This is a genomic window from Pseudoalteromonas sp. PB2-1, from assembly GCF_045040605.1.
GTDB classification, from domain to species: domain Bacteria; phylum Pseudomonadota; class Gammaproteobacteria; order Enterobacterales; family Alteromonadaceae; genus Pseudoalteromonas; species Pseudoalteromonas arabiensis.
The window spans coordinates 1805034-1824005 of the sequence record NZ_CP090667.1; the positions used below are offsets into that span (position 1 = coordinate 1805034).

Below are 18972 nucleotides of genomic sequence, written 5' to 3' on the forward strand. Positions count from 1 at the left end.
AATACAGATAAGTTTACAGTTTTAACGACCGCAAAAAAGTTGATTTTAGATTTACGTTGGCGTAAACGTAAATATTATGTATGCTGAATTAAATCGAAATTAAACTATAACAAATTAACTGTTTGGTTACACATGATTTGAACACATGATGATAACCACTTACATGGAGCCAATTATGACTACTGAAGCCGTTGTTATTGTTGCCGCAAAACGTACCCCAATGGGGGGGTTTATGGGCGCACTAAGTGGTGCACACGCAACTGATTTAGGTGCTACAGCTATTAAAAGTAGCTTAGAGCAAGCCGGTTTATCAGCCGATAAGATTGATGAAGTGATCATGGGCTGTGTATTACCAGCGGGTCTTGGTCAAGCACCTGCGCGCCAAGCAATGTTAAAAGCGGGCCTTAATCAAGGTACTGGCGCAACAACAATCAACAAGGTATGTGGCTCTGGCTTAAAAGCTGCAATGTTTGCCCATGACTTAATTAAATCAGGCTCTATCAATACCGCAGTTGCTGGTGGCATGGAAAGCATGAGTAATGCGCCTTATATGTTACCGAATGCACGTTCAGGAATGCGTATGGGTCATGGCGAAGTAAAAGATCACATGATGTGTGATGGCCTTGAAGATGCTTACGACAATAAAGCAATGGGTTGTTTTGCTCAAGACACTGCCGATCAGTATTCAATTGGTCGTGAACAAATGGATAATTTTGCACTTAGCTCACTGACTAAAGCAAACAGCGCGATTGAAACAGGCGCATTTGCAAACGAGATTGCCGCGCACACTATTTCTACACGCAAAGGTGATGTGACCGTTGCGATTGATGAGCAACCAAGCAATGCACGCCCTGATAAAATCCCAGGTTTACGTCCTGCATTTAAAAAAGACGGCACGATCACAGCTGCAAACTCGTCATCAATTTCTGATGGTGCAGCAGCGCTTGTGTTGATGCGTGAGTCAGATGCTAAAGCACAAGGCTTAACACCACTTTGCCGTATCGTTGCTCACAGCACACATTCACAAGCGCCAAGCGAGTTTACTTTAGCACCGGTTGGCGCGATGCAATCGCTTTTAGAAAAAGCCGGTTGGTCTGTTAATGATGTTGATTTATGGGAAATCAACGAAGCGTTTGCCATGGTGACTATGCTTGCAATTAACGAGTTAAAACTTGATGAAAGCAAAGTAAATGTTAACGGCGGTGCCTGTGCACTTGGTCACCCAATTGGTGCCAGCGGCGCGCGTATCTTAGTAACGTTAATTCATGCATTAAAGAATCGTGGTCTTAGCAAAGGTGTTGCCTCACTGTGTATCGGTGGTGGTGAAGCTGTTGCTATGGCAGTCGAAGTAATTTAATTACGTTTTTGAACTTAATCTCTCACAGCCGCAACGTATTTTAAAAACTATCATGTTGCGGCCTCTTTATACCCACTGGGGAGGAGTGCCTCATGCACCAAGTACCTTTATTTATCAACGGCGAATTTACCCAATCAAGTTCAACGCAGTTGATTGATGTTATCAACCCTGCAAACCAAGAAGTGTTAGCGCAAGTGCCGTGTGCAACGGATGCAGAAATGGATGCAGCTATTGCCTCTGCAAAAGAAACGTTTAAAACATGGAAAGAAGTGCCAATTTCTGAGCGTGCGCGCATTATGATGAAATACGCAGCACTGTTAAAAGAAAACCATGACGAGCTTGCGACGATTATTTGTCATGAGCTGGGTAAAACATTTGAAGATGCCAAAGGCGATGTTTGGCGTGGTATTGAAGTGGTTGAGCAAGCAGCCAATGCACCATCACTGATGATGGGCGAAACAATGGAAAACGTAGCGCGTAAAATCGATACTTACTCTTACATGCAGCCACTGGGTGTATGTGCAGGTATTACGCCATTTAACTTCCCTGCAATGATCCCATTATGGATGTTCCCACTGGCTATTGTGTGTGGTAACACCTTTATTCTTAAGCCCTCAGAGCAAGATCCACTAACACCGATGCGTTTAGCTGAACTATTTGTTGAAGCGGGCGCGCCAAAAGGGGTGTTACAAGTTGTTCACGGTACAAAACCACAAGTTGACCGTTTATTAGAAGATCCAGCAGTACGCGCTATTTCATTTGTTGGCTCGTGTGGTGTAGGTGAGTATATCTACTCAAAAGGCACAGCAAACCTTAAACGCGTGCAAGCGTGTGTAGGTGCAAAAAACCACATGGTTATTATGCCTGATGCAAGTAAATCGCATGTTGTAAACAACCTAGTAGGTGCGTCTGTAGGTGCTGCGGGTCAGCGCTGTATGGGTATTTCGGTTGCTGTATTTGTTGGTCAAGCAAAAGACTGGGTTGATGAAATTAAAGCAGGCTTTGAAAACGTACGCCCAGGTGTATGGGATGATGCTAACGCGGCTTACGGCCCACAAACATCAAAAGCAGCTAAAGACCGTATTTTATCACTTATCGCAAGTGGTAAAGAACAAGGTGCAAGGTGTTTAATTGATGGCTCTGACTTTACTGTTGAAGGTTACGAGCAAGGTAACTGGGTGGGTCCAACGCTATTTACTGATGTAACAACCGAGATGGATTTATACAAAGAAGAGATCTTTGGTCCAGTATTAGCTTGTATGTTTGTAGATACATTAGAAGAGGCTATTGCGCTTATCAATAACTCGCCGTACGGTAACGGTACTTCTTTATTTACATCAAGCGGCGCTGCTGCGCGTAAATTCCAACATGAAATCGAAGTAGGTCAAGTTGGTATCAACGTGCCAATTCCTGTGCCACTCCCGTTTTTCTCTTTCACAGGTTGGAAAGGCTCATTCTACGGCGACCAACACACCTATGGTAAGCAAGGTATTCGTTTTTACACAGAAACGAAAACGATTACTTCACGTTGGTTTGAGGATGATATCGCCTCAGGTCCTAACATGAGTATCAACCTTAAATAAGCTGTAATTAATTTACTGCTGAGCGAGCACACGCTCGCTCGAAGAACACACATTTAAACGACAATAAGAGTTATACCAACTCACTTAATTAAGTGAGATTTTTGAGGCAAATAAATCTAGTTGATAACAAGGCAAAAATTTCGTTATTTAGTTGTTCTAAATGAGAAATTTTTAACGCAGGTAGCGACAGATTTAATCCCTCAAAATACTTAAGTATTTAAGTATTATTGTGGGTTGGTATTCACACAAGAATAAGACAACAAAATAGAGGTCTACTATGGACTTTAATTTAACCGAAGATCAGCAAGCATTTGCACAAACAGCCCGTCAGTTTGCAGAGTCTGAACTTGCTCCACATGCAGCTAAGTGGGACCAAGAACACATTTTCCCTAAAGACACGATAAAAGCAGCCGGTGAGCTTGGCTTTTGTGGTTTATATACCCCTGAGGAAGCTGGCGGTTTAGGTTTATCTCGCCTAGATTCAAGCATTATTTTTGAACAGCTTGCCATGGGTTGTACCGCAACGACAGCTATGTTGACCATTCATAATATGGCGACGTGGATGATTGCAAGTTTTGGTACTGATGATGTTAAAGCCCAGTACTGTGAGCAATTAGTAATGGGTGAGTTACTTGCTTCTTACTGTTTAACAGAGCCTGGCTCTGGCTCTGATGCGGCATCGCTAAAAACCAAAGCAGTAAAAGAGGGCGATGAGTATGTGATTTCAGGCTCTAAGATGTTTATCTCGGGTGCTGGTGAAACTGACTTACTCGTTGTTATGGCGCGCACTGGTGGCGAAGGCGCAGCCGGTATTTCGGCATTCGTAGTACCTGCTGACGCAGCGGGTATTGAATACGGTAAAGCTGAAGAAAAAATGGGCTGGAATGCCCAGCCAACACGCTTAATTAGTTTTGAAGGTGTCAGAATTCCTGCGGCTAACTTATTAGGCCAAGAAGGCGAAGGCTTTAAGTTTGCAATGCAAGGCTTAGACGGGGGTCGTATTAATATTGCTACTTGTTCGTTAGGTACAGCGCAAGCAGCCCTTAACACCGCACGCGAATACTTAAAAGAACGTGAGCAATTTGGCAAGCCATTAGCTGCTTTTCAAGCATTGCAATTTAAGATTGCCGATATGAACACAGAGCTTGTTGCGGCTCGTCAAATGGTGCGCTTAGCGGCATTTAAACTTGATACCGGTGACAGTGAAAAAACTACGTACTGTGCAATGGCAAAACGTTTTGCAACAGATGTTGGTTTTAAAGTATGTGATGATGCACTGCAAATTCACGGTGGTTACGGTTACATCAAAGAATACCCATTAGAGCGTCATTTCAGAGACGTCCGTGTGCATCAAATTCTTGAAGGCACAAACGAAATCATGCGTGTGATTATCGCACGTCGTATCTTAGCCGAGTCAGCTGGCGACATTCTATAAGGAGCAACCTATGTCTAATCCATCGATTGATTTAAATATTGAAGGTAACGTAGCGGTTTTAACCATGAACAACCCGCCAGCGAATACCTGGACACAAGATACATTAACCGCACTTAAAGAGACTGTGACTGAGCTAAATGCCAACAAAAATGTGTATGCATTAGTGATCACAGGTCAAGGTGAAAAGTTCTTTAGCGCTGGTGCCGATTTAAACGTGTTTGCCAGTGGTGACAAAGGCGTAGCTGCCACTATGTCAAAAGTGTTTGGTGATGCATTTGAAGCACTAACCAATTTCCGTGGCGTATCAATCGCAGCAATTAATGGTTATGCCATGGGCGGCGGCCTTGAAGTTGCACTTGCTTGTGACATTCGTATTGCCGAAGAGCAAGCACAAATGGCATTACCAGAAGCAAAAGTTGGCTTACTGCCATGTGCTGGTGGTACGCAAAATCTTGCATGGCTTGTAGGTGAAGGCTGGGCAAAACGTATGATCTTATGTGGCGAGCGCCTAAAAGCAGATAAAGCACGCGAGATAGGCCTTGTTGAAGAAGTGGTTGGCGTTGGAGAAAGTTTAGCGGCGGCAATGAAACTTGCTAACCAAGTTGGCGAGCAAAGCCCAGTTGCTGTGACTGCATGTAAAGAACTTATTCAAAAAGGTCGTACACAACCGATGCTTCATGCATTGCCATTAGAGCGTGAGTTATTTGTACAATTATTTGATACGCAAGACCAAAAAGAAGGTGTGAATGCGTTCTTAGAAAAGCGTAAAGCTAATTGGGTAAATGGCTAATGACTAACGTAACACTACTAAATCACCAAGATGCGCCTGTGGTGTTTGAAACTGCAGAGGCCGCAAGTGGCCTCATTGCAATTGCGACACTCAATGCGCCAAAATCGTTAAACGCCTTAAATTACGACATGATCCAACTGCTTGAGCCTCAGCTTAGAAAATGGGCTGAAGATGACACTGTTGCCATGGTTATTTTAAAAGGGGCTGGCGAAAAAGCCTTTTGCGCCGGTGGCGATGTAGTAAGCCTTCACAAGGCAATGAGCACGGGTGAGCCAGCTAATTACATCGAAGACTTTTTCTCACTTGAGTATAAATTAGACTATCTAATTCATTGCTATGAAAAGCCAATATTACTTTGGGGTAATGGCATTGTTATGGGGGGCGGCTTAGGTTTAATGGCAGGGGCAAGTCATCGTGTGGTAACAGAAACCTCTCGTATTGCAATGCCTGAGCTTACCATTGGTTTATACCCTGATGTTGGTGGCAGTTATTTCTTACATAAAATGCCTGAGCAAGTGGGTCTCTTTTTAGGATTAACTGCAGCGTCTATCAATGCTGAAGATGCATTGTTTGTTAATCTTGCTGATCACTATGCAACTGCCGATAAATATGATGCTATGTTAACGGCTATCACAGCTGAAAAGTGGGGCAAAACGGCTTCATTAAATCACGAAAAGCTGACTAAAATTTTAATCTCAATCGATAATATTTCAGGCCGTGTACCTAAAGGAAACGTAAAGGATAATCTTGAGCTTATTCAAAAGTTGGCTGAATTTGACTCATTGCAGGGCAAAATCGACTACATCCAAGGTTTAGATACCGAAGACAAATGGCTCACACGTGCGCAAAAGTCATTAGCGCATGGTTGTCCGCTTAGTTGTGCGCTGGTTGAACGTCAATTAGCAAACTCAAAAGAGATGACGTTAGCACAGTGCTTCAAAATGGAACTAGGCATGTCGGTACGCTGTGGCGAAGTAGGCGAGTTCCAAGAAGGAGTACGTGCGCTACTAATCGACAAAGACGGTGCACCTAACTGGCAGTTTAAATCGCTTAGCGATATTGACGCAGCAGTTGTAGATAGTTTCTTTACACCACGCTGGGATGAGCAATCTCACCCACTTAACTCATTAACGTCATCTTAAGTCCAAGGGGTAAACAAATGGCTAAATTAACAATAGGATTTATTGGTTTAGGCAACATGGGTGGCCCGATGGCGGCAAACCTTGTTAATGCGGGTCACACAGTTCGTGTGTTTGACTTAAATAAAACAGCAGTCAGTGAACTTGCCGATAAAGGTGCCATTGCAGCAAACGATGCAGCTGAGTGTGCTATTGGCGCTGATATTTTTATCAGTATGCTACCAGCAAGTAAGCATGTTAAGTCGCTTTACTTAGGTGAAACGGGACTTATCAACTTACTTGATAGCAAAACCTTAGTGATTGACTGCTCAACCATTGATGCAGAGTCAGCGCGTCAAGTGGGTAGGGAACTTGCTCAAAAAGGCATTGATTTTGTTGATGCACCGGTATCAGGTGGTGTTGCAGGTGCAACAGCGGGTACTTTAACATTTATCGTGGGTGGTGAGCAAAGCCATTTTGAAAAAGCTAAGCTTGCTTTAGTTGATATGGGTAAAAACATCTTCCATGCTGGTGATATTGGCGCTGGCCAAGTGGCAAAAATCTGTAACAACATGCTTCTGAGCATTTTAATGGCAGGTACTAGTGAAGCCCTGCAAATGGGGATTAACAATGGGCTTGATCCAAAAGTGTTAAGCGACATTATGACTGCCAGCTCTGGTCGTAACTGGACACTTGAGCTTTACAACCCATGCCCTGGTGTAATGGAAACGGCGCCAGCAAGTAATGATTATAAACCTGGCTTCATGGTTGATTTAATGGCTAAAGATTTAGGCCTTGCTATGGAAGCGGCTCAACAAAGTAATTCATCTACCCCAATGGGGTCAATGGCGAAGAATCTATACACTATGCTTCAGCATCAAGGTGCAGGTAGTGATGATTTTAGCGCTATTTTTAAATTATTCTCGAAGTAGGAGTTTGTTGTGGAAATTAAAAACAACAACATTGTAATTACTGGTGGTGCGCAAGGTTTAGGCTTTGCGATGGCTGAAAAATTTGCATCGCTTGGCGCGAACATCGCCCTTATCGATATGCAACAAGACGTACTTGATACTGCAGTATCAGCGCTTGCTAAGCATGGCACAAAAGTGATGGCGTATGCTGCTAATGTGACCGATGAAGACGCTGTGGTAGCAACGTTTAACACGATTAACAAAGACTTTGGTCATATTGGTGTGTTAATTAATAACGCAGGTATCTTACGCGATGGTATGTTTATCAAAGCAAAAGAAGGCAAAGTGGTTGATAAAATGTCGTTGGCTCAGTTTCAATCTGTAATTGATGTTAACCTAACCGGTGTATTCTTAGCCGGTCGTGAAGCTGCAAGCCACATGATTGAGTCTGGCAAAGGCGGCGTTATCGTTAATATGTCGAGTGTTGCCCGTGCTGGTAACATTGGCCAAACTAACTATGCAGCGTCTAAAGCCGGTGTTGTTGCGATGACAACGGGTTGGGCGAAAGAATTAGGTCGCTTTGGTATCCGTGTTGGTGCAATCGCACCAGGTGTTATCCGCACTGCGATGACAGATGCAATGAAACCAGAAGCAAAACAACGCATGATGGCGGTAACGCCAGTGGGTCGTTTTGGTGAAGCACAAGAAATTGCCCAAACAGCACAGTACATTGTAGAAAACGACTTCTTTACCGGTCGTGTTGTAGAAATTGACGGTGGTATAAGACTTTAATTTCAACTACCCATTGAGTCCCAAAACGGTAAGCTTTGCTTGCCGTTTTTTTGCTTTAAGTCGCAACAAACCTTAATTTAACTCAGCCCTTGTAATTAACTTTCCTACATTCAATAATTAAAGTCGTTTTCTACCTTGAGAGATGCAGTGAATTCCAAACAAATCCGCAATTTTTATATCAATGAAGAACAGTCTGTTTATTTGCTGTCTCACCATGATGCTAAAAAGCACCGCCAATGGCTTAACATTTGTATTAAACAGCTAACCTTGCTTGGTTACAGCGATGTTGAATTGATTGGTTCTGGTGCATTTGGCTTTGTATTTGCGGGTATTGATGACGAAGGTATGCCTTGGGTCTTTAAGTTTTCACGCATAACCCTTGCGCAGAGTGTACGTGACCGTTTAGAAGACGAAGCCTACATGCTCTCGCAAGTGCATAACCCGCTCGTGCCAAAATTTTATGCTTTTGAGCGCATTAAAAAGCAAGGCATTTTAATGATGGAGCGCGCCCTAGGTGAAGACTTAGAAAAAATCTCCATCAAACAGGGGCGTTTTAGCGCAGCGAAAATCATGGCGCTGGCGCTTAAGCTTCGCAATGTTCTTATTGACTTACGCGAACACAAAAACGGCATCAGCCCGCAACCGATTGTACATGGTGATATTAAACCTTCTAACATTGTTTATGATGAACAAACTAATAAATTGTCGTTGGTAGACTGGGGCAGCTCTGTTTATGCGCAAATAGACGCTGAAGGGAATCCGGTTGCCAGCAATTTTATGGATCTTATGTCTGCTGATATAAGCACCACGAATGCACGCATGGGTGATGTGTATTTTATTGGTGATGAGCAAATGTCAGGTGGACAGTCCTCGCCACGATTTGATGAGCAAGGTGTCGCCTCAACTCTTTATGCACTGGCCTCTGCCCAATCTTGCCGATTTGGTGCTGCGGTTATTCCGGCTACAAGCCTAAATTTACCTATGGAGCTTGCACGAGTTATTGACGGTATGCTTTCAAAAAATAAGGCCACTCGCGATAGTGCGGGTGATTATTTTATGCGTAACATGCCTACAATGGCCAAAGCTTACTTACCTGAGCTGCCCCGTAAACTAATTCGACCTTATATTCCTTATTGGTTTAGTGAGTTTGATGAGCACCCAGATACGGTTGTTTATAGCTCGCGTAAGCAATTTTTAAGACAAGCCGACCATAATCAACAACTACTTGATGTAAACGATGCCCAGCTCGATAGGTACTACAAAGAATTTTTATTTGATACCGGCGACACCGAAAAAGCATTTTTAGCCTCGATTAGCCGGCTAGCAAAGTACCCAGTAGTAGGGGGTCTGAGTTTTCACTGGAAAGAAAACTCACTGTTTGTTGAATCATCGCTGATTCTGCATGATGAAACACTCGGCACTGCCTTTACAGATGCGATTAACAACACCGTCATGCTTGCCCAAGGGATTGAACAAAAAGGTCTATTTAAATGTTGCTTATTTGATGCCCGTAAGACCATTCAGCTAGAACGGGATGGCACTGGCGCATTTAAATTTGAACATTTACCTGAACTTGATTATGAAGTGATGGATGTACAAGCCTCAGATGTAACCAGACCACACTCTTACTTTGAAGATGGTAAAGATCCTGATGAGCAATTGCAGCTCCCAAAAAAGGTTATAAAGTGCGTATTTGAGCTAAACCAAATACACCATACGGGGTGTATCATTTTTGAGGCGTTGCCAGATAGGATGAAGATACACCACTATTATCGACTATTAGATGCCAGTAAAGAGCCTGAATTTAAACGTTTGCTAAGTAAGTTGATGCAATATGCGGTAAGTATAACTGATGTAGGTGTAGCTGGCTTTATGAAACTACCTTACAAAAATACCCGTGAATTTGATTTATGTGCTAAACAAGCCGATGAGTTTTATCCACGAGATCCAAAAAGAATTTTGATGGAATGAGTTCTTTAATTAAGACTCATTGTAAACGGTTAGAAAATATAACTTTCCAAAATAAAAATATAGAACAAGCATTTATTTTTAGAGATAGATTGTTTTTTAGTAAGTAAAATATTGTCACTTTTTGTACACGCGCGATAATCGTGGTTTAATGCAAGCAGCTAATTTCAAAAAAATTTTGAAATTAGCTAAATCAAAAAGCTAAGCATTACTCACTTCAACCTGCCATTTTAGGTGTAAACCAGCTTAAGGAAGAGTTGTGGAAATAATCGAAGAAAATAAACTTGAAGAACTATTAAGGCTTGCAGCAGATGAACCTGCTCATCGGCCAGAATTTTGCGAAACTTTACTTAATTCAAACGTGTTTTTACTGGGTGCTACAGAACAAGTAGAAGCTTATGGGCATAACAACCTTGAAGCTGGTAGCCACATTCAAATACAACATTGGCAAAGAGGCGATGGCTTATCTGTCATCCCGTTTTTTTCGTCTTTAGAAGTGCTTCAGAAATCCATTGATACTGAACAGTCGTATTTGATGCTGCCAGCCCGCTCTTTATTTGAAATGACACAAGGAGCTACATTACTCCTCAATCCTAAGTCAAAGTATGGTAAAGAGTTTTTACCACAGGAAGTGGCTCAGCTATTAACCACAGGTATTAGTCAATCTCCTGTACAAAGAGTTGTTGAGGAAGAAACAAAAGTCCTACTGGGAGAGCCCGCTAATTATCCTCATAAAATGATTGACTCTTTAACTCAGTTATTCGCAAAGCATAGAAATGTGAATAGCGCCTACCTTGCTTTAATGCACGATAAATCCGTTGATGAAAAGCCGCATTTAATTATTGGCATTGAAACAGATGGTGACGCTAAAAAAGTGATAACAGAAGCAGGCTCTGTCGCCATAGATACATTACCTAAAGGTGAATCAATAGATTTTTATCAAATCAAAGAAAATGACTCTGGTTTGAGTGAGTTTTTGCTTACTCAAATTAAGCCCTTTTATGAGAAAAGATGGGGAACGAAACTTTGTTCTACGCTTGGCTCAGGCAAGGCATAAAACTCTTTGGTATTTAATTACTTAGTTATTGCACAATGTGATGTTTAGTTAATCGTGAGGGATTATGAAAAAGTTTATTTTACTGGTTTTAGCTGTGCTTACTCTGACTTCTTGTAGCAAGCCTTTGCCAGCGGATAAGTTATCTTACGTAGGTGAGTGGGAAAGCAAAGAAATGTATTTGCTTATCCTCCAAGATGGAACAGTGGTATATGAGAGGGTTCAGGATGGAGGGTCAACATCCATAAACGCGCCGTTAAAAGAGTTTAGAGGAGATGACTTTGTAGTAGGAGTCGCTTTTTTAACCACTAATTTCGATGTAACAGAAGTACCACACTTGGTTGATGACCAATGGGTAATGGTTGTTGATGGCGTGAGGCTAACAAAAAACCAAGGTTATTAGAAATTGCTGTAAATATTAATAGGAATTTACTTAAATAATTAATAGTCGGGTGTTTTTTATTAAAGAGATTCTTACTTTAGAAGCGTGTACTTACGATATTTAGCTTTTTAAAGGGATGTTATGAATAAATTATTATTTTTTATTGTTTTTTTCGTTATTAGTAATGCTCAAGCAGCTGACGCGACTTATTTCTCAGAATTAAAAGCCGAGCTTGATCAGGCTGTACCAAAGATTTTAGATAAGCATAAAGCCCCAGGTGTGGCCATTGCCTTTGTTCAAGGCGAAGAGGTTACCGGATTTCTTTCTTATGGCTTTGCTGATATTGAAAGTCAAAAAGCGATTACAGAAAATACCATGTTTAATGTGGGCTCAATATCAAAAGTAGTAACTTCGTGGGGGGTTATGCAGTTGGTTGAGCAAGGTAAAGTTGAACTTGATAAACCAATAAATAATTATTTAAAACGCTGGAAGATACCTAAGTCTGAATTTGGAACAGAAAATGTAACGTTAAGAAATGTTCTGTCGCATACATCTGGCTTGTCTCTCGGTCCTTATTTTGGCTGGGGCTCACCGACTGATGTTCCTTCGATCGTTGATTCATTAAATGGCAAGAATAATTGTGCAGGCGATGTAAAATTAATACATACACCAAATACAAAATGGTCATACTCAGGGGGTGCGTACTCTATTGTTCAGTTACTCATAGAAGATGTATCGGGTTTAAGTTTTGAAGACTATATGCAGAAAAATGTACTTGAGCCGCTCGGAATGAATAACTCAACATTTAATGTAACACCTGCTGTTATGAGTAAGTCAGCAACACCGTATGATGAAAATGCCAAGAAAACATCCATGATCTACTTTGCTGAGCAAGCCGCTGCGGGTTTACAAACAACTGCTATTGATTTAGCACGATTTAATTTAGCCGTGCTTAAAAATAAGGAAAATAAATACAATGGCTACCGTCTTATATCACAAGTTCTAATTACAGAAATGATTACACCTGTAGCAAACACGGGGGGCGCTGGAGTATGAGTTATGTTGTCGATTCAGAAAATAAAAGTTTAGGGTTCGCTGGATTTAATCAAGGTTGGATAGCCTTAACACGGTCGATTACAGACCAAAATAGAGGCTACGTCATACTTACCAATAGCAGCATAGGAGGCGTTAGTAATGATATTGATAGTCTTATTTTATCTAAACTGCGCAAGTCTTAAAAGTGAGTAGTTTATGGCAACTAAGCTTACTTAATAGGTATTTTTGATATTTAATAAGGTGGTTATGTTGAAAAGCATAGAGGTAAGAACAATCTACTTAGTATAGAACTCAATTTTAGGGAGTCGTACTGATGAATCAATTAACTGAAAAAACGATTGCATGTCCATATTGTGGAGAACATATAGATGTTTTACTTGACCCCGCAGACTTAAATCAACAATACATCGAAGATTGCCAAGTTTGTTGTAAGCCAATAAATTTTTTAGTTTTTGAAAACAGTGATGAAGAACTTTCCGTTACTGTATCAAGCGATGATGAAAGTTGTGGCTTTTCTAACTATTAAAAAATGAAATACTAAGATTTCTAATTCATTAAATATTAAAACCTGCGAGATGGCAGGTTTTAATATAAGGTTTTCTTATTTGTGATCTTCAATTATCTCAGTGATCCCTTCAGCTGAGAGTATTTCTATCCAATAACCATCTGGGTCTTTAATAAAGGCTAGGCCTTTCATAGAGCCATCGTCAGGCTTTTTTTACAAACTCAACATCGTATTTTGCAAAGCGCTCGCATGCTGCGTAAACGTCTGGCACGCTAATACCGATATGACCAAAGCCTTTTGGTTCATCATTACCACTATGGTACCCAGCAAAGCTCTCGTCGTTTTCTGTGCCCCAATTATGTGTAAGCTCGATAAGAGCAGGGCGACGAAACACCCACTGTGCTTTTTCCTTATCGGTGCCTGTTGGCATGTCTTGCTCATAGCCTAAAAAGTACAGCGTAAACTCCATTTTAGGGAAGTCATATTTACCCAATAACTTCATGCCTAAAACGTTTTGGTAGAAGTCTAATGAAGGCTTTGGATCTTTTATGCGCAACATTGTCTGTTGCATTACATAACCTTGCGTTGCATTTGCGATTTGTTCTGGTGACTCGTTGTAGTTAGACATACACATCCTTTTTAACTCAAATTATTGATGATGTAATCAGTCTAACATAATCAGGTTGCCCTTAAATTAATAACAAATATTATTGACGTGTTTAGATAGCACTTCAATTTTTAACTTACTAACTCACATAAAAAAACCGCCCAACAGGCGGCCCATTTCTACTTATAGCTTAAAACTTACAGCTTTTGTCGATCAATTACCCCAAGGGTTACTCGCATTTGATCGCTGCTTACGCGCACGGGCTTTTTGCTTCGCTTCTTTTTTCTCATGAATGCGTTTTGCATCAGTAAAGCTAAGCTCACACGGTTCACCTGGTTTTTGATCAGCAGGGATCACACGGTCGCGCGGCGGTAATTCGTAGTTTACATCGTCAGGGCGTGGTAAGTTTTTAAGACGATACAAATAAAAATTCTCGACTTTTTCTTGTGCCCATTGGGTTTTACGTAAAAACTTAACCGCTGATTTAACATCTGGGTTATTCTTAAAGCAGTTCAAACGCATATAGGCGTGGAGTAATTCCCAGCCATATTGTTCGACAAGCTCTATCACAACTTGCTCGATACCAACACCTTGCAGTGGGTTATTGCTGAAAATTTCTTTATTACTCATTAGGCTGTCCGGTATTACAAAACTAGGGTAAGTATAATTGCCTTTACCCTAGTTTTATAGCTAACTTGCAAAGAATGTTTATATTCGCGCCTATTCTTTACAATTAACCACTACACGGCCGCGAATTTCACCTTTTAATAGGGCTTCGGCATTGGCAACGGCATCAGAAAGTGGAATTTCTTGCGAAATAGCATTGAGGTACTCAGCTTCTACTAACTCACTTAAACGTTGCCATGCTTCAATTCGGTCGGCTTTAGGGCGCATTACACTGTCTATTCCCATTAGACTAATGCCACGAAGGATAAAGGGCGCTACCGTTGCCGGAAAGTCCATACCTTGTGCTAATCCACAGGCTGTTACAACACCACCGTATTTAATCGATGCACACACATTGGCAAGGGTGTGGCTACCTACAGAATCAATCGCGCCAGCAAATTGCTCTTTTGCGAGCGGTTTACCAGGTTTGGAGAATTCATCGCGAGATAGAACGCGTTTTGCGCCTAGTTTTTTTAGGTGCTCTGCTTCATTCATTCGACCCGTTGTTGCAACTACATCAAAGCCAAGTTTATTTAATAAGTAGATAGCAAAACTACCTACACCACCATTAGCACCGGTGACAAGTATTTCGCCGCTTTGTGGTTTGATACCTTGTTTTTCTAAGGCGATAATACTGAGCATTGCGGTATAACCTGCTGTACCAATTTGCATTGCCTGTTTTGGTGTTAAATTAGCGGGTAGGGGGATAAGCCAGTCACTGTTCATAGACGCTTTTGAACTTAGACCACCTAAGTATTTTTCCCCAACACCAAAGCCATTTAACAGGACTTTATCACCAATTTTAAATTCATCGCTCTTAGACTCTGTCACTGTGCCTGCAAGGTCAATGCCTGGGATCATAGGAAATGTTCTTACCACAGGACCTTTACCTGTAATCGCTAAAGCATCTTTGTAATTTAACGTACTGTAGTCAACATCAATATTTACATCGTGCTGGTGGATGCTCTCTACAGGGAAATCTGTGTACTGGGCACGGTAGCCTTGATCATCTTTGTTGATAACTACCGATTTTACTGATGTTGTCATGTTGACTCCTTTTAGACCGATCGTCTTTTAATGGTTGAAATAAAACCGTATTAAAACGGCTTTATAAAATTAAGCGTAAAAATTGTGCTGTATAAAGGGTAAGTGGTTCACTTGATTTATCAAGTTTAGAGCGCATTACAGCGCCTTCCCAGCCGATCCAGAAGAACTCAGCTAGCATTTTACAATCTGATGATTGAGGTATTTGCTTTTGCTGCTTTGCGTCAACTAAGCACTGCTCAATTAAAGCTTGCCAGCTGGTGTAAGCCTGTTTAATACGGTCAATCATTGGCTCATCAAGGTAACTGAGTTCTTGATTTAAATTGCCAATTAAGCAGCCACGATTAAACTCAAATTTTGCCATGCCTTGTTTGGCGTCGTTAGCAAACAGTACAACTCTTTCAAGCGGGTTTATTTTTTCATCAGTTAGATGGCGTTTTAACTTTGCTTGAAAATAGCTGTCGTAAGCATCTATAAGTGCTAAGCCAAAATCATTTTTACTTTTGAAGTAATGATAAAAAGAGCCTTTAGGTACTTGGGCTGATTTTAAAATTAAATCAATGCCGGTTGCGCTAAAGCCTTTTTCGGTTAATACAGCTAAACCCGTATTAATTAATAAGGCGCGAGTATCTGCATTTGAACGCGCTATTTTAGGTGGCCTGCCGCGACGGCTTGGCACAGAGTTATTTGTTTGCATGAATACTATATTAGACCGATTGGTCTTTAATGTGCAAGTAATTAATTGCATAAATTGTAATCATCATAAATTTGTCATGATTACAATTTAAATGGGAACTTTGCCGAAACGGCTTAGGTCACAATTATGAAGCTAAAAAAGATAAAAATTTTTAGCCTAATTTAAGTGTATTTATAGGTGGTTTTAGATGAGAGGTACGACCACTTAGTCATTTAAAATGTTAATTCAGTTGAGCATCAGCATGTTAGTTATTGTCAATTTATTTAATTGCTTTTTGCTATTTGAATTTAACAGTTTTATTAACTATTCATTAAATGTAGATGTCAATTTCGCTACATATCTATAAATATAAAAGGTGAGGATGTTACCTATGAAGAGACAGAAAAGAGATCGTTTAGAAAGAGCTCATTCTCAAGGTTATAAAGCAGGCTTGGCAGGCCGTTCCAAAGATCAATGCCCTTATCAACAAATCGACCCTAAATCTGAATGGTTAGGCGGCTGGCGCGAAGCAATTGAAAACCGCAATATGTTTAAAACTTAATATAGGCACCTGTTAATTTACGCAAAAAAGCCCCATGCAGGGGCTTTTTTGTATCTGCAAACAAGTAAAAATTAGAATGCAGTTGTATCTTGGAAAAGACCTACCTTAAGATCTTTCGCTTCATAGATTACGCGGCCATCTACTTTTACAGTACCATCAGCCATACCCATGAATAATTTACGTTTGATAACACGTTTCATGTCTAAACGATAAGTAACTTTTTTTGCTGTTGGCAGGATCTGACCTGTGAATTTAACTTCACCTACACCGAGTGCACGGCCAAGTCCAGGACCACCAGACCAACCAAGGAAGAAACCAACTAATTGCCACATTGCATCAAGGCCTAGACAACCAGGCATAACAGGGTCACCTTTAAAGTGGCAGTCAAAGAACCAAAGATCAGGGTTAATATCTAACTCGGCAACGATCTGGCCTTTACCGTGCTCGCCGCCATCTTCAGTAATTGAAACGATGCGATCCATCATTAGCATGTTGTCGCTAGGTAGGCGGCAGTTGCCTTCACCAAACATTTCACCTTGACCGCAAAGGATTAGTTCTTCTTTTGTATAGCTGTTTTTAGGTTCCATAACTCTTATTCGTCGCTTAGAAATTGCCCTGTACTTTAGCGTACACTTGTACGCTAAACAACTCGGAGCAGTTAAATAATTTATATTTTCAGCTTGTTTTATGACCACTTAATTAAACTGTTACAGATAAAGGGAGATAAAACCGCGCATTGTGAAGTAAAAATCATTATAATTGCTGTGATTCTTTAACCAGTCTAAAGGAAATTTATGATCCTTTTTGTAAACTCACTAACAGTGATTGATTTTTCTTACTTGTGTAATAAACGCGGCGCAGTTGGCGAGAGCTGGATTGTGGATTTAACTCTACATGGTCAGTTGAATGATGAGTCGATGGTGCTGGATTTTGGTTTAGTTAAAAAGCAAATTAAAGGCATTATTGATGAATGTATTGACCATAAACTTGCTGTACCAGCAAAATTAAATGGTTCACTAACACAGCATGCAGAGCACAGCGTGCTAGATTGTCACTTCGGTGATAATTATCACTTAGCAATGAGTGCACCAAATCAAGCCTTTTGTCCTATAGATGCAGATATTATTGATGAAAACTCAGTGACTGAGTTTTTAATTAAAACGATAATGCCCAAGCTTCCTAATAATATCGAAAAAATCGAAATTAGTTTAAAGCCAGAACATAGCCAAAGCTTTTACTATCATTACAGCCACGGTCTCAAAAAGCACGATGGTAATTGCCAGCGTATTATTCATGGTCATCGCTCACAAATTGGAATTAGCCTTGATGGTATGGCGATGCCTCGCTTACAAAAAGAATGGGCAGATAAATGGCAAGATATTTACTTAGCGACAGCAGAAGATGAAATCAATAAATCTGACCTTAAGCATGTAACTGCACTAGATAACGATGTGTGTTTTGCCTATACATCACAACAAGGCTATTTTGAAATGGCGATTGATAAATCACGTTGTGACATTTTACCTTGCGATACCACGGTTGAATGCATTGCCGATTATCTAAGCTCACAAGTGAAAAGCCAGTACCCTGACTCTGAAGTAAAAATTACCGCTTATGAAGGAGTGGGCAAGGGGTCTATAAGTTATGCGTAAAGGATTACTAATAGCAGCGTTTGCAGGATTGTTTTCTTTAACTGCCAGTGCTGTTGAATTAAAAGGACATTTAACTCAAGGCGGTTTAGTAACTGGCCAAATTGAAGGCGCTAAAAGTGTTAGTTTCAATGGCGAGCAACTTAAGCTTTCAACAAGTGGTGAATTTGTTTTTGGTTTTGGCCGTGATGCTAAGACAAACCATACTCTTTCTTGGGTTGATAGTGCTGGTGTGAACCACGAGAAAGCAATTGTAATCACCAAGCGTGATTATAAAATCGATAAAATCACCGGTGTTGCAAAAAAATATGTTTCGCCACCTAAAGAAGTGTCTGAACGTATTAGCCGTGAAGCCGTTGCTGTTCGTAAAGCTAGGCAAGTAAATTCTGACTTACGTTACTTTTTAGATCCTGTTTATAAGCCAGCCACAGGGCGTATTTCAGGTGTTTATGGTAGCCAGCGTTACTTTAACGGTGAGCCTCGCCGCCCACATTTTGGGTTAGACATTGCCAATAAAACAGGCAGCCCAGTGTATGCACCAGTAAGCGGCACCGTGGTGTTTGCTGATGCAGATTTATATTACTCTGGCGGCACGTTAATTCTTGACCATGGCCATGGTGTTACCTCTACCTACATTCATTTAAGCAAATTAGATGTAAAAGTAGGGGATGAAATTACGCGTGGTGACAAAATTGCTGAGATCGGCGCAACAGGCCGAGTTACCGGCCCTCATTTAGACTGGCGTTTTAATTGGAAAAACGAACGCCTTGACCCTGCGCTAATGATGCAAGACACATTAGCTAATGAAAAGTAGAGA

19 protein-coding genes and 1 pseudogene are annotated in these 18972 nt (G+C 40.9%); 15 read left to right on the forward strand and 5 right to left on the reverse strand.

What is annotated here, in order from left to right:
• Nucleotides 1–175 precede the first annotated feature (175 nt).
• From L0Z67_RS08300 to L0Z67_RS08355, 12 genes are all read left to right on the forward strand, one after another.
• Nucleotides 176–1357, forward strand: a complete 1182-nt coding sequence (locus L0Z67_RS08300) for a thiolase family protein (protein WP_405128690.1) — start codon at nt 176–178, stop codon at nt 1355–1357.
• Between the two features lie 92 nt (nt 1358–1449).
• A complete protein-coding gene (locus L0Z67_RS08305; protein ID WP_405128691.1) occupies nt 1450–2940 on the forward strand; it encodes a CoA-acylating methylmalonate-semialdehyde dehydrogenase in 1491 nt (496 codons plus the stop codon).
• Nucleotides 2941–3217: 277 nt separating this feature from the next.
• Complete coding sequence (locus L0Z67_RS08310) at nt 3218–4375, forward strand: acyl-CoA dehydrogenase family protein (protein ID WP_062569059.1); 1158 nt, start codon at nt 3218–3220, stop codon at nt 4373–4375.
• A 10-nt stretch (nt 4376–4385) separates the two neighbouring features.
• Nucleotides 4386–5165, forward strand: a complete 780-nt coding sequence (locus L0Z67_RS08315) for an enoyl-CoA hydratase (protein WP_062569060.1) — start codon at nt 4386–4388, stop codon at nt 5163–5165.
• Nucleotides 5165–6307 (forward strand): enoyl-CoA hydratase/isomerase family protein, encoded by a 1143-nt coding sequence (locus L0Z67_RS08320; protein WP_405128692.1) that lies wholly within the window; start codon nt 5165–5167, stop codon nt 6305–6307. Before L0Z67_RS08315 ends, L0Z67_RS08320 begins: the two co-directional genes overlap by 1 nt.
• A gap of 17 nt (nt 6308–6324) precedes the next feature.
• Nucleotides 6325–7215, forward strand: coding sequence for a 3-hydroxyisobutyrate dehydrogenase (gene mmsB, locus L0Z67_RS08325; RefSeq protein ID WP_405128693.1), 891 nt, complete (start codon nt 6325–6327; stop codon nt 7213–7215).
• Nucleotides 7216–7224: 9 nt separating this feature from the next.
• Entirely contained in the window at nt 7225–7986 is a 762-nt protein-coding gene (locus L0Z67_RS08330) for an SDR family oxidoreductase (RefSeq protein ID WP_130149847.1), read from the forward strand.
• A 147-nt stretch (nt 7987–8133) separates the two neighbouring features.
• Entirely contained in the window at nt 8134–9957 is a 1824-nt protein-coding gene (locus L0Z67_RS08335; RefSeq protein WP_062569064.1) for a protein kinase domain-containing protein, read from the forward strand.
• Between the two features lie 256 nt (nt 9958–10213).
• Nucleotides 10214–11011, forward strand: a complete 798-nt coding sequence (sseB, locus tag L0Z67_RS08340) for an enhanced serine sensitivity protein SseB (RefSeq protein ID WP_405128694.1) — start codon at nt 10214–10216, stop codon at nt 11009–11011.
• Between the two features lie 64 nt (nt 11012–11075).
• Nucleotides 11076–11411: a lipoprotein gene (locus L0Z67_RS08345; RefSeq protein ID WP_405128695.1), complete on the forward strand. Its 336-nt coding sequence runs from the start codon at nt 11076–11078 to the stop codon at nt 11409–11411.
• A 120-nt stretch (nt 11412–11531) separates the two neighbouring features.
• Nucleotides 11532–12446, forward strand: a complete 915-nt coding sequence (locus L0Z67_RS08350; protein ID WP_405128696.1) for a serine hydrolase domain-containing protein — start codon at nt 11532–11534, stop codon at nt 12444–12446.
• Between the two features lie 313 nt (nt 12447–12759).
• The gene (locus tag L0Z67_RS08355; protein WP_062569068.1) at nt 12760–12972 is read left to right on the forward strand and encodes a CPXCG motif-containing cysteine-rich protein; all 213 of its coding nucleotides are present in this window, start codon (nt 12760–12762) and stop codon (nt 12970–12972) included.
• Between the two features lie 75 nt (nt 12973–13047).
• Here the strand turns inward: L0Z67_RS08355 and gloA are convergent.
• The 4 genes and pseudogenes from gloA to L0Z67_RS08375 form a co-directional block, all read right to left on the reverse strand.
• Nucleotides 13048–13579, reverse strand: a pseudogene (gloA, locus tag L0Z67_RS08360) (lactoylglutathione lyase).
• Between the two features lie 192 nt (nt 13580–13771).
• A complete protein-coding gene (locus tag L0Z67_RS08365; protein ID WP_062569070.1) occupies nt 13772–14188 on the reverse strand; it encodes a VF530 family DNA-binding protein in 417 nt (138 codons plus the stop codon).
• A gap of 90 nt (nt 14189–14278) precedes the next feature.
• Complete coding sequence (locus tag L0Z67_RS08370) at nt 14279–15271, reverse strand: MDR family oxidoreductase (protein ID WP_405128697.1); 993 nt, start codon at nt 15269–15271, stop codon at nt 14279–14281.
• A 61-nt stretch (nt 15272–15332) separates the two neighbouring features.
• A complete protein-coding gene (locus L0Z67_RS08375; protein ID WP_237115223.1) occupies nt 15333–15965 on the reverse strand; it encodes a TetR/AcrR family transcriptional regulator in 633 nt (210 codons plus the stop codon).
• A 370-nt stretch (nt 15966–16335) separates the two neighbouring features.
• Between L0Z67_RS08375 and rmf the strand changes: the two genes are divergently transcribed.
• Entirely contained in the window at nt 16336–16506 is a 171-nt protein-coding gene (gene rmf, locus L0Z67_RS08380; RefSeq protein WP_062569403.1) for a ribosome modulation factor, read from the forward strand.
• Nucleotides 16507–16577: 71 nt separating this feature from the next.
• Here rmf and fabA read toward each other — a convergent pair whose 3' ends face one another.
• Nucleotides 16578–17093: a bifunctional 3-hydroxydecanoyl-ACP dehydratase/trans-2-decenoyl-ACP isomerase gene (gene fabA, locus L0Z67_RS08385; RefSeq protein ID WP_405128698.1), complete on the reverse strand. Its 516-nt coding sequence runs from the start codon at nt 17091–17093 to the stop codon at nt 16578–16580.
• Nucleotides 17094–17300: 207 nt separating this feature from the next.
• Here fabA and L0Z67_RS08390 point away from each other — a divergent pair, with 207 nt between their 5' ends.
• Nucleotides 17301–18158: a 6-carboxytetrahydropterin synthase gene (locus L0Z67_RS08390; RefSeq protein WP_193988810.1), complete on the forward strand. Its 858-nt coding sequence runs from the start codon at nt 17301–17303 to the stop codon at nt 18156–18158.
• Nucleotides 18151–18969: a M23 family metallopeptidase gene (locus tag L0Z67_RS08395; RefSeq protein WP_237115224.1), complete on the forward strand. Its 819-nt coding sequence runs from the start codon at nt 18151–18153 to the stop codon at nt 18967–18969. Before L0Z67_RS08390 ends, L0Z67_RS08395 begins: the two co-directional genes overlap by 8 nt.
• The last annotated feature ends 3 nt before the right edge of the window (nt 18970–18972 follow it).

Bases quoted from the DNA above. Each gene is read 5' to 3' on its own strand.
- L0Z67_RS08300 (WP_405128690.1), top strand. From the start codon at position 176: ATGACTACTGAAGCCGTTGTTATTGTTGCCGCAAAACGTACCCCAATG.
- L0Z67_RS08305 (WP_405128691.1), top strand. From the start codon at position 1,450: ATGCACCAAGTACCTTTATTTATCAACGGCGAATTTACCCAATCAAGT.
- L0Z67_RS08310 (WP_062569059.1), top strand. From the start codon at position 3,218: ATGGACTTTAATTTAACCGAAGATCAGCAAGCATTTGCACAAACAGCC.
- L0Z67_RS08315 (WP_062569060.1), top strand. From the start codon at position 4,386: ATGTCTAATCCATCGATTGATTTAAATATTGAAGGTAACGTAGCGGTT.
- L0Z67_RS08320 (WP_405128692.1), top strand. From the start codon at position 5,165: ATGACTAACGTAACACTACTAAATCACCAAGATGCGCCTGTGGTGTTT.
- mmsB (WP_405128693.1), top strand. From the start codon at position 6,325: ATGGCTAAATTAACAATAGGATTTATTGGTTTAGGCAACATGGGTGGC.
- L0Z67_RS08345 (WP_405128695.1), top strand. From the start codon at position 11,076: ATGAAAAAGTTTATTTTACTGGTTTTAGCTGTGCTTACTCTGACTTCT.
- L0Z67_RS08350 (WP_405128696.1), top strand. From the start codon at position 11,532: ATGAATAAATTATTATTTTTTATTGTTTTTTTCGTTATTAGTAATGCT.
- L0Z67_RS08355 (WP_062569068.1), top strand. From the start codon at position 12,760: ATGAATCAATTAACTGAAAAAACGATTGCATGTCCATATTGTGGAGAA.
- L0Z67_RS08365 (WP_062569070.1), bottom strand. From the start codon at position 14,188: ATGAGTAATAAAGAAATTTTCAGCAATAACCCACTGCAAGGTGTTGGT.
- L0Z67_RS08370 (WP_405128697.1), bottom strand. From the start codon at position 15,271: ATGACAACATCAGTAAAATCGGTAGTTATCAACAAAGATGATCAAGGC.
- L0Z67_RS08375 (WP_237115223.1), bottom strand. From the start codon at position 15,965: ATGCAAACAAATAACTCTGTGCCAAGCCGTCGCGGCAGGCCACCTAAA.
- rmf (WP_062569403.1), top strand. From the start codon at position 16,336: ATGAAGAGACAGAAAAGAGATCGTTTAGAAAGAGCTCATTCTCAAGGT.
- fabA (WP_405128698.1), bottom strand. From the start codon at position 17,093: ATGGAACCTAAAAACAGCTATACAAAAGAAGAACTAATCCTTTGCGGT.
- L0Z67_RS08390 (WP_193988810.1), top strand. From the start codon at position 17,301: ATGATCCTTTTTGTAAACTCACTAACAGTGATTGATTTTTCTTACTTG.
- L0Z67_RS08395 (WP_237115224.1), top strand. From the start codon at position 18,151: ATGCGTAAAGGATTACTAATAGCAGCGTTTGCAGGATTGTTTTCTTTA.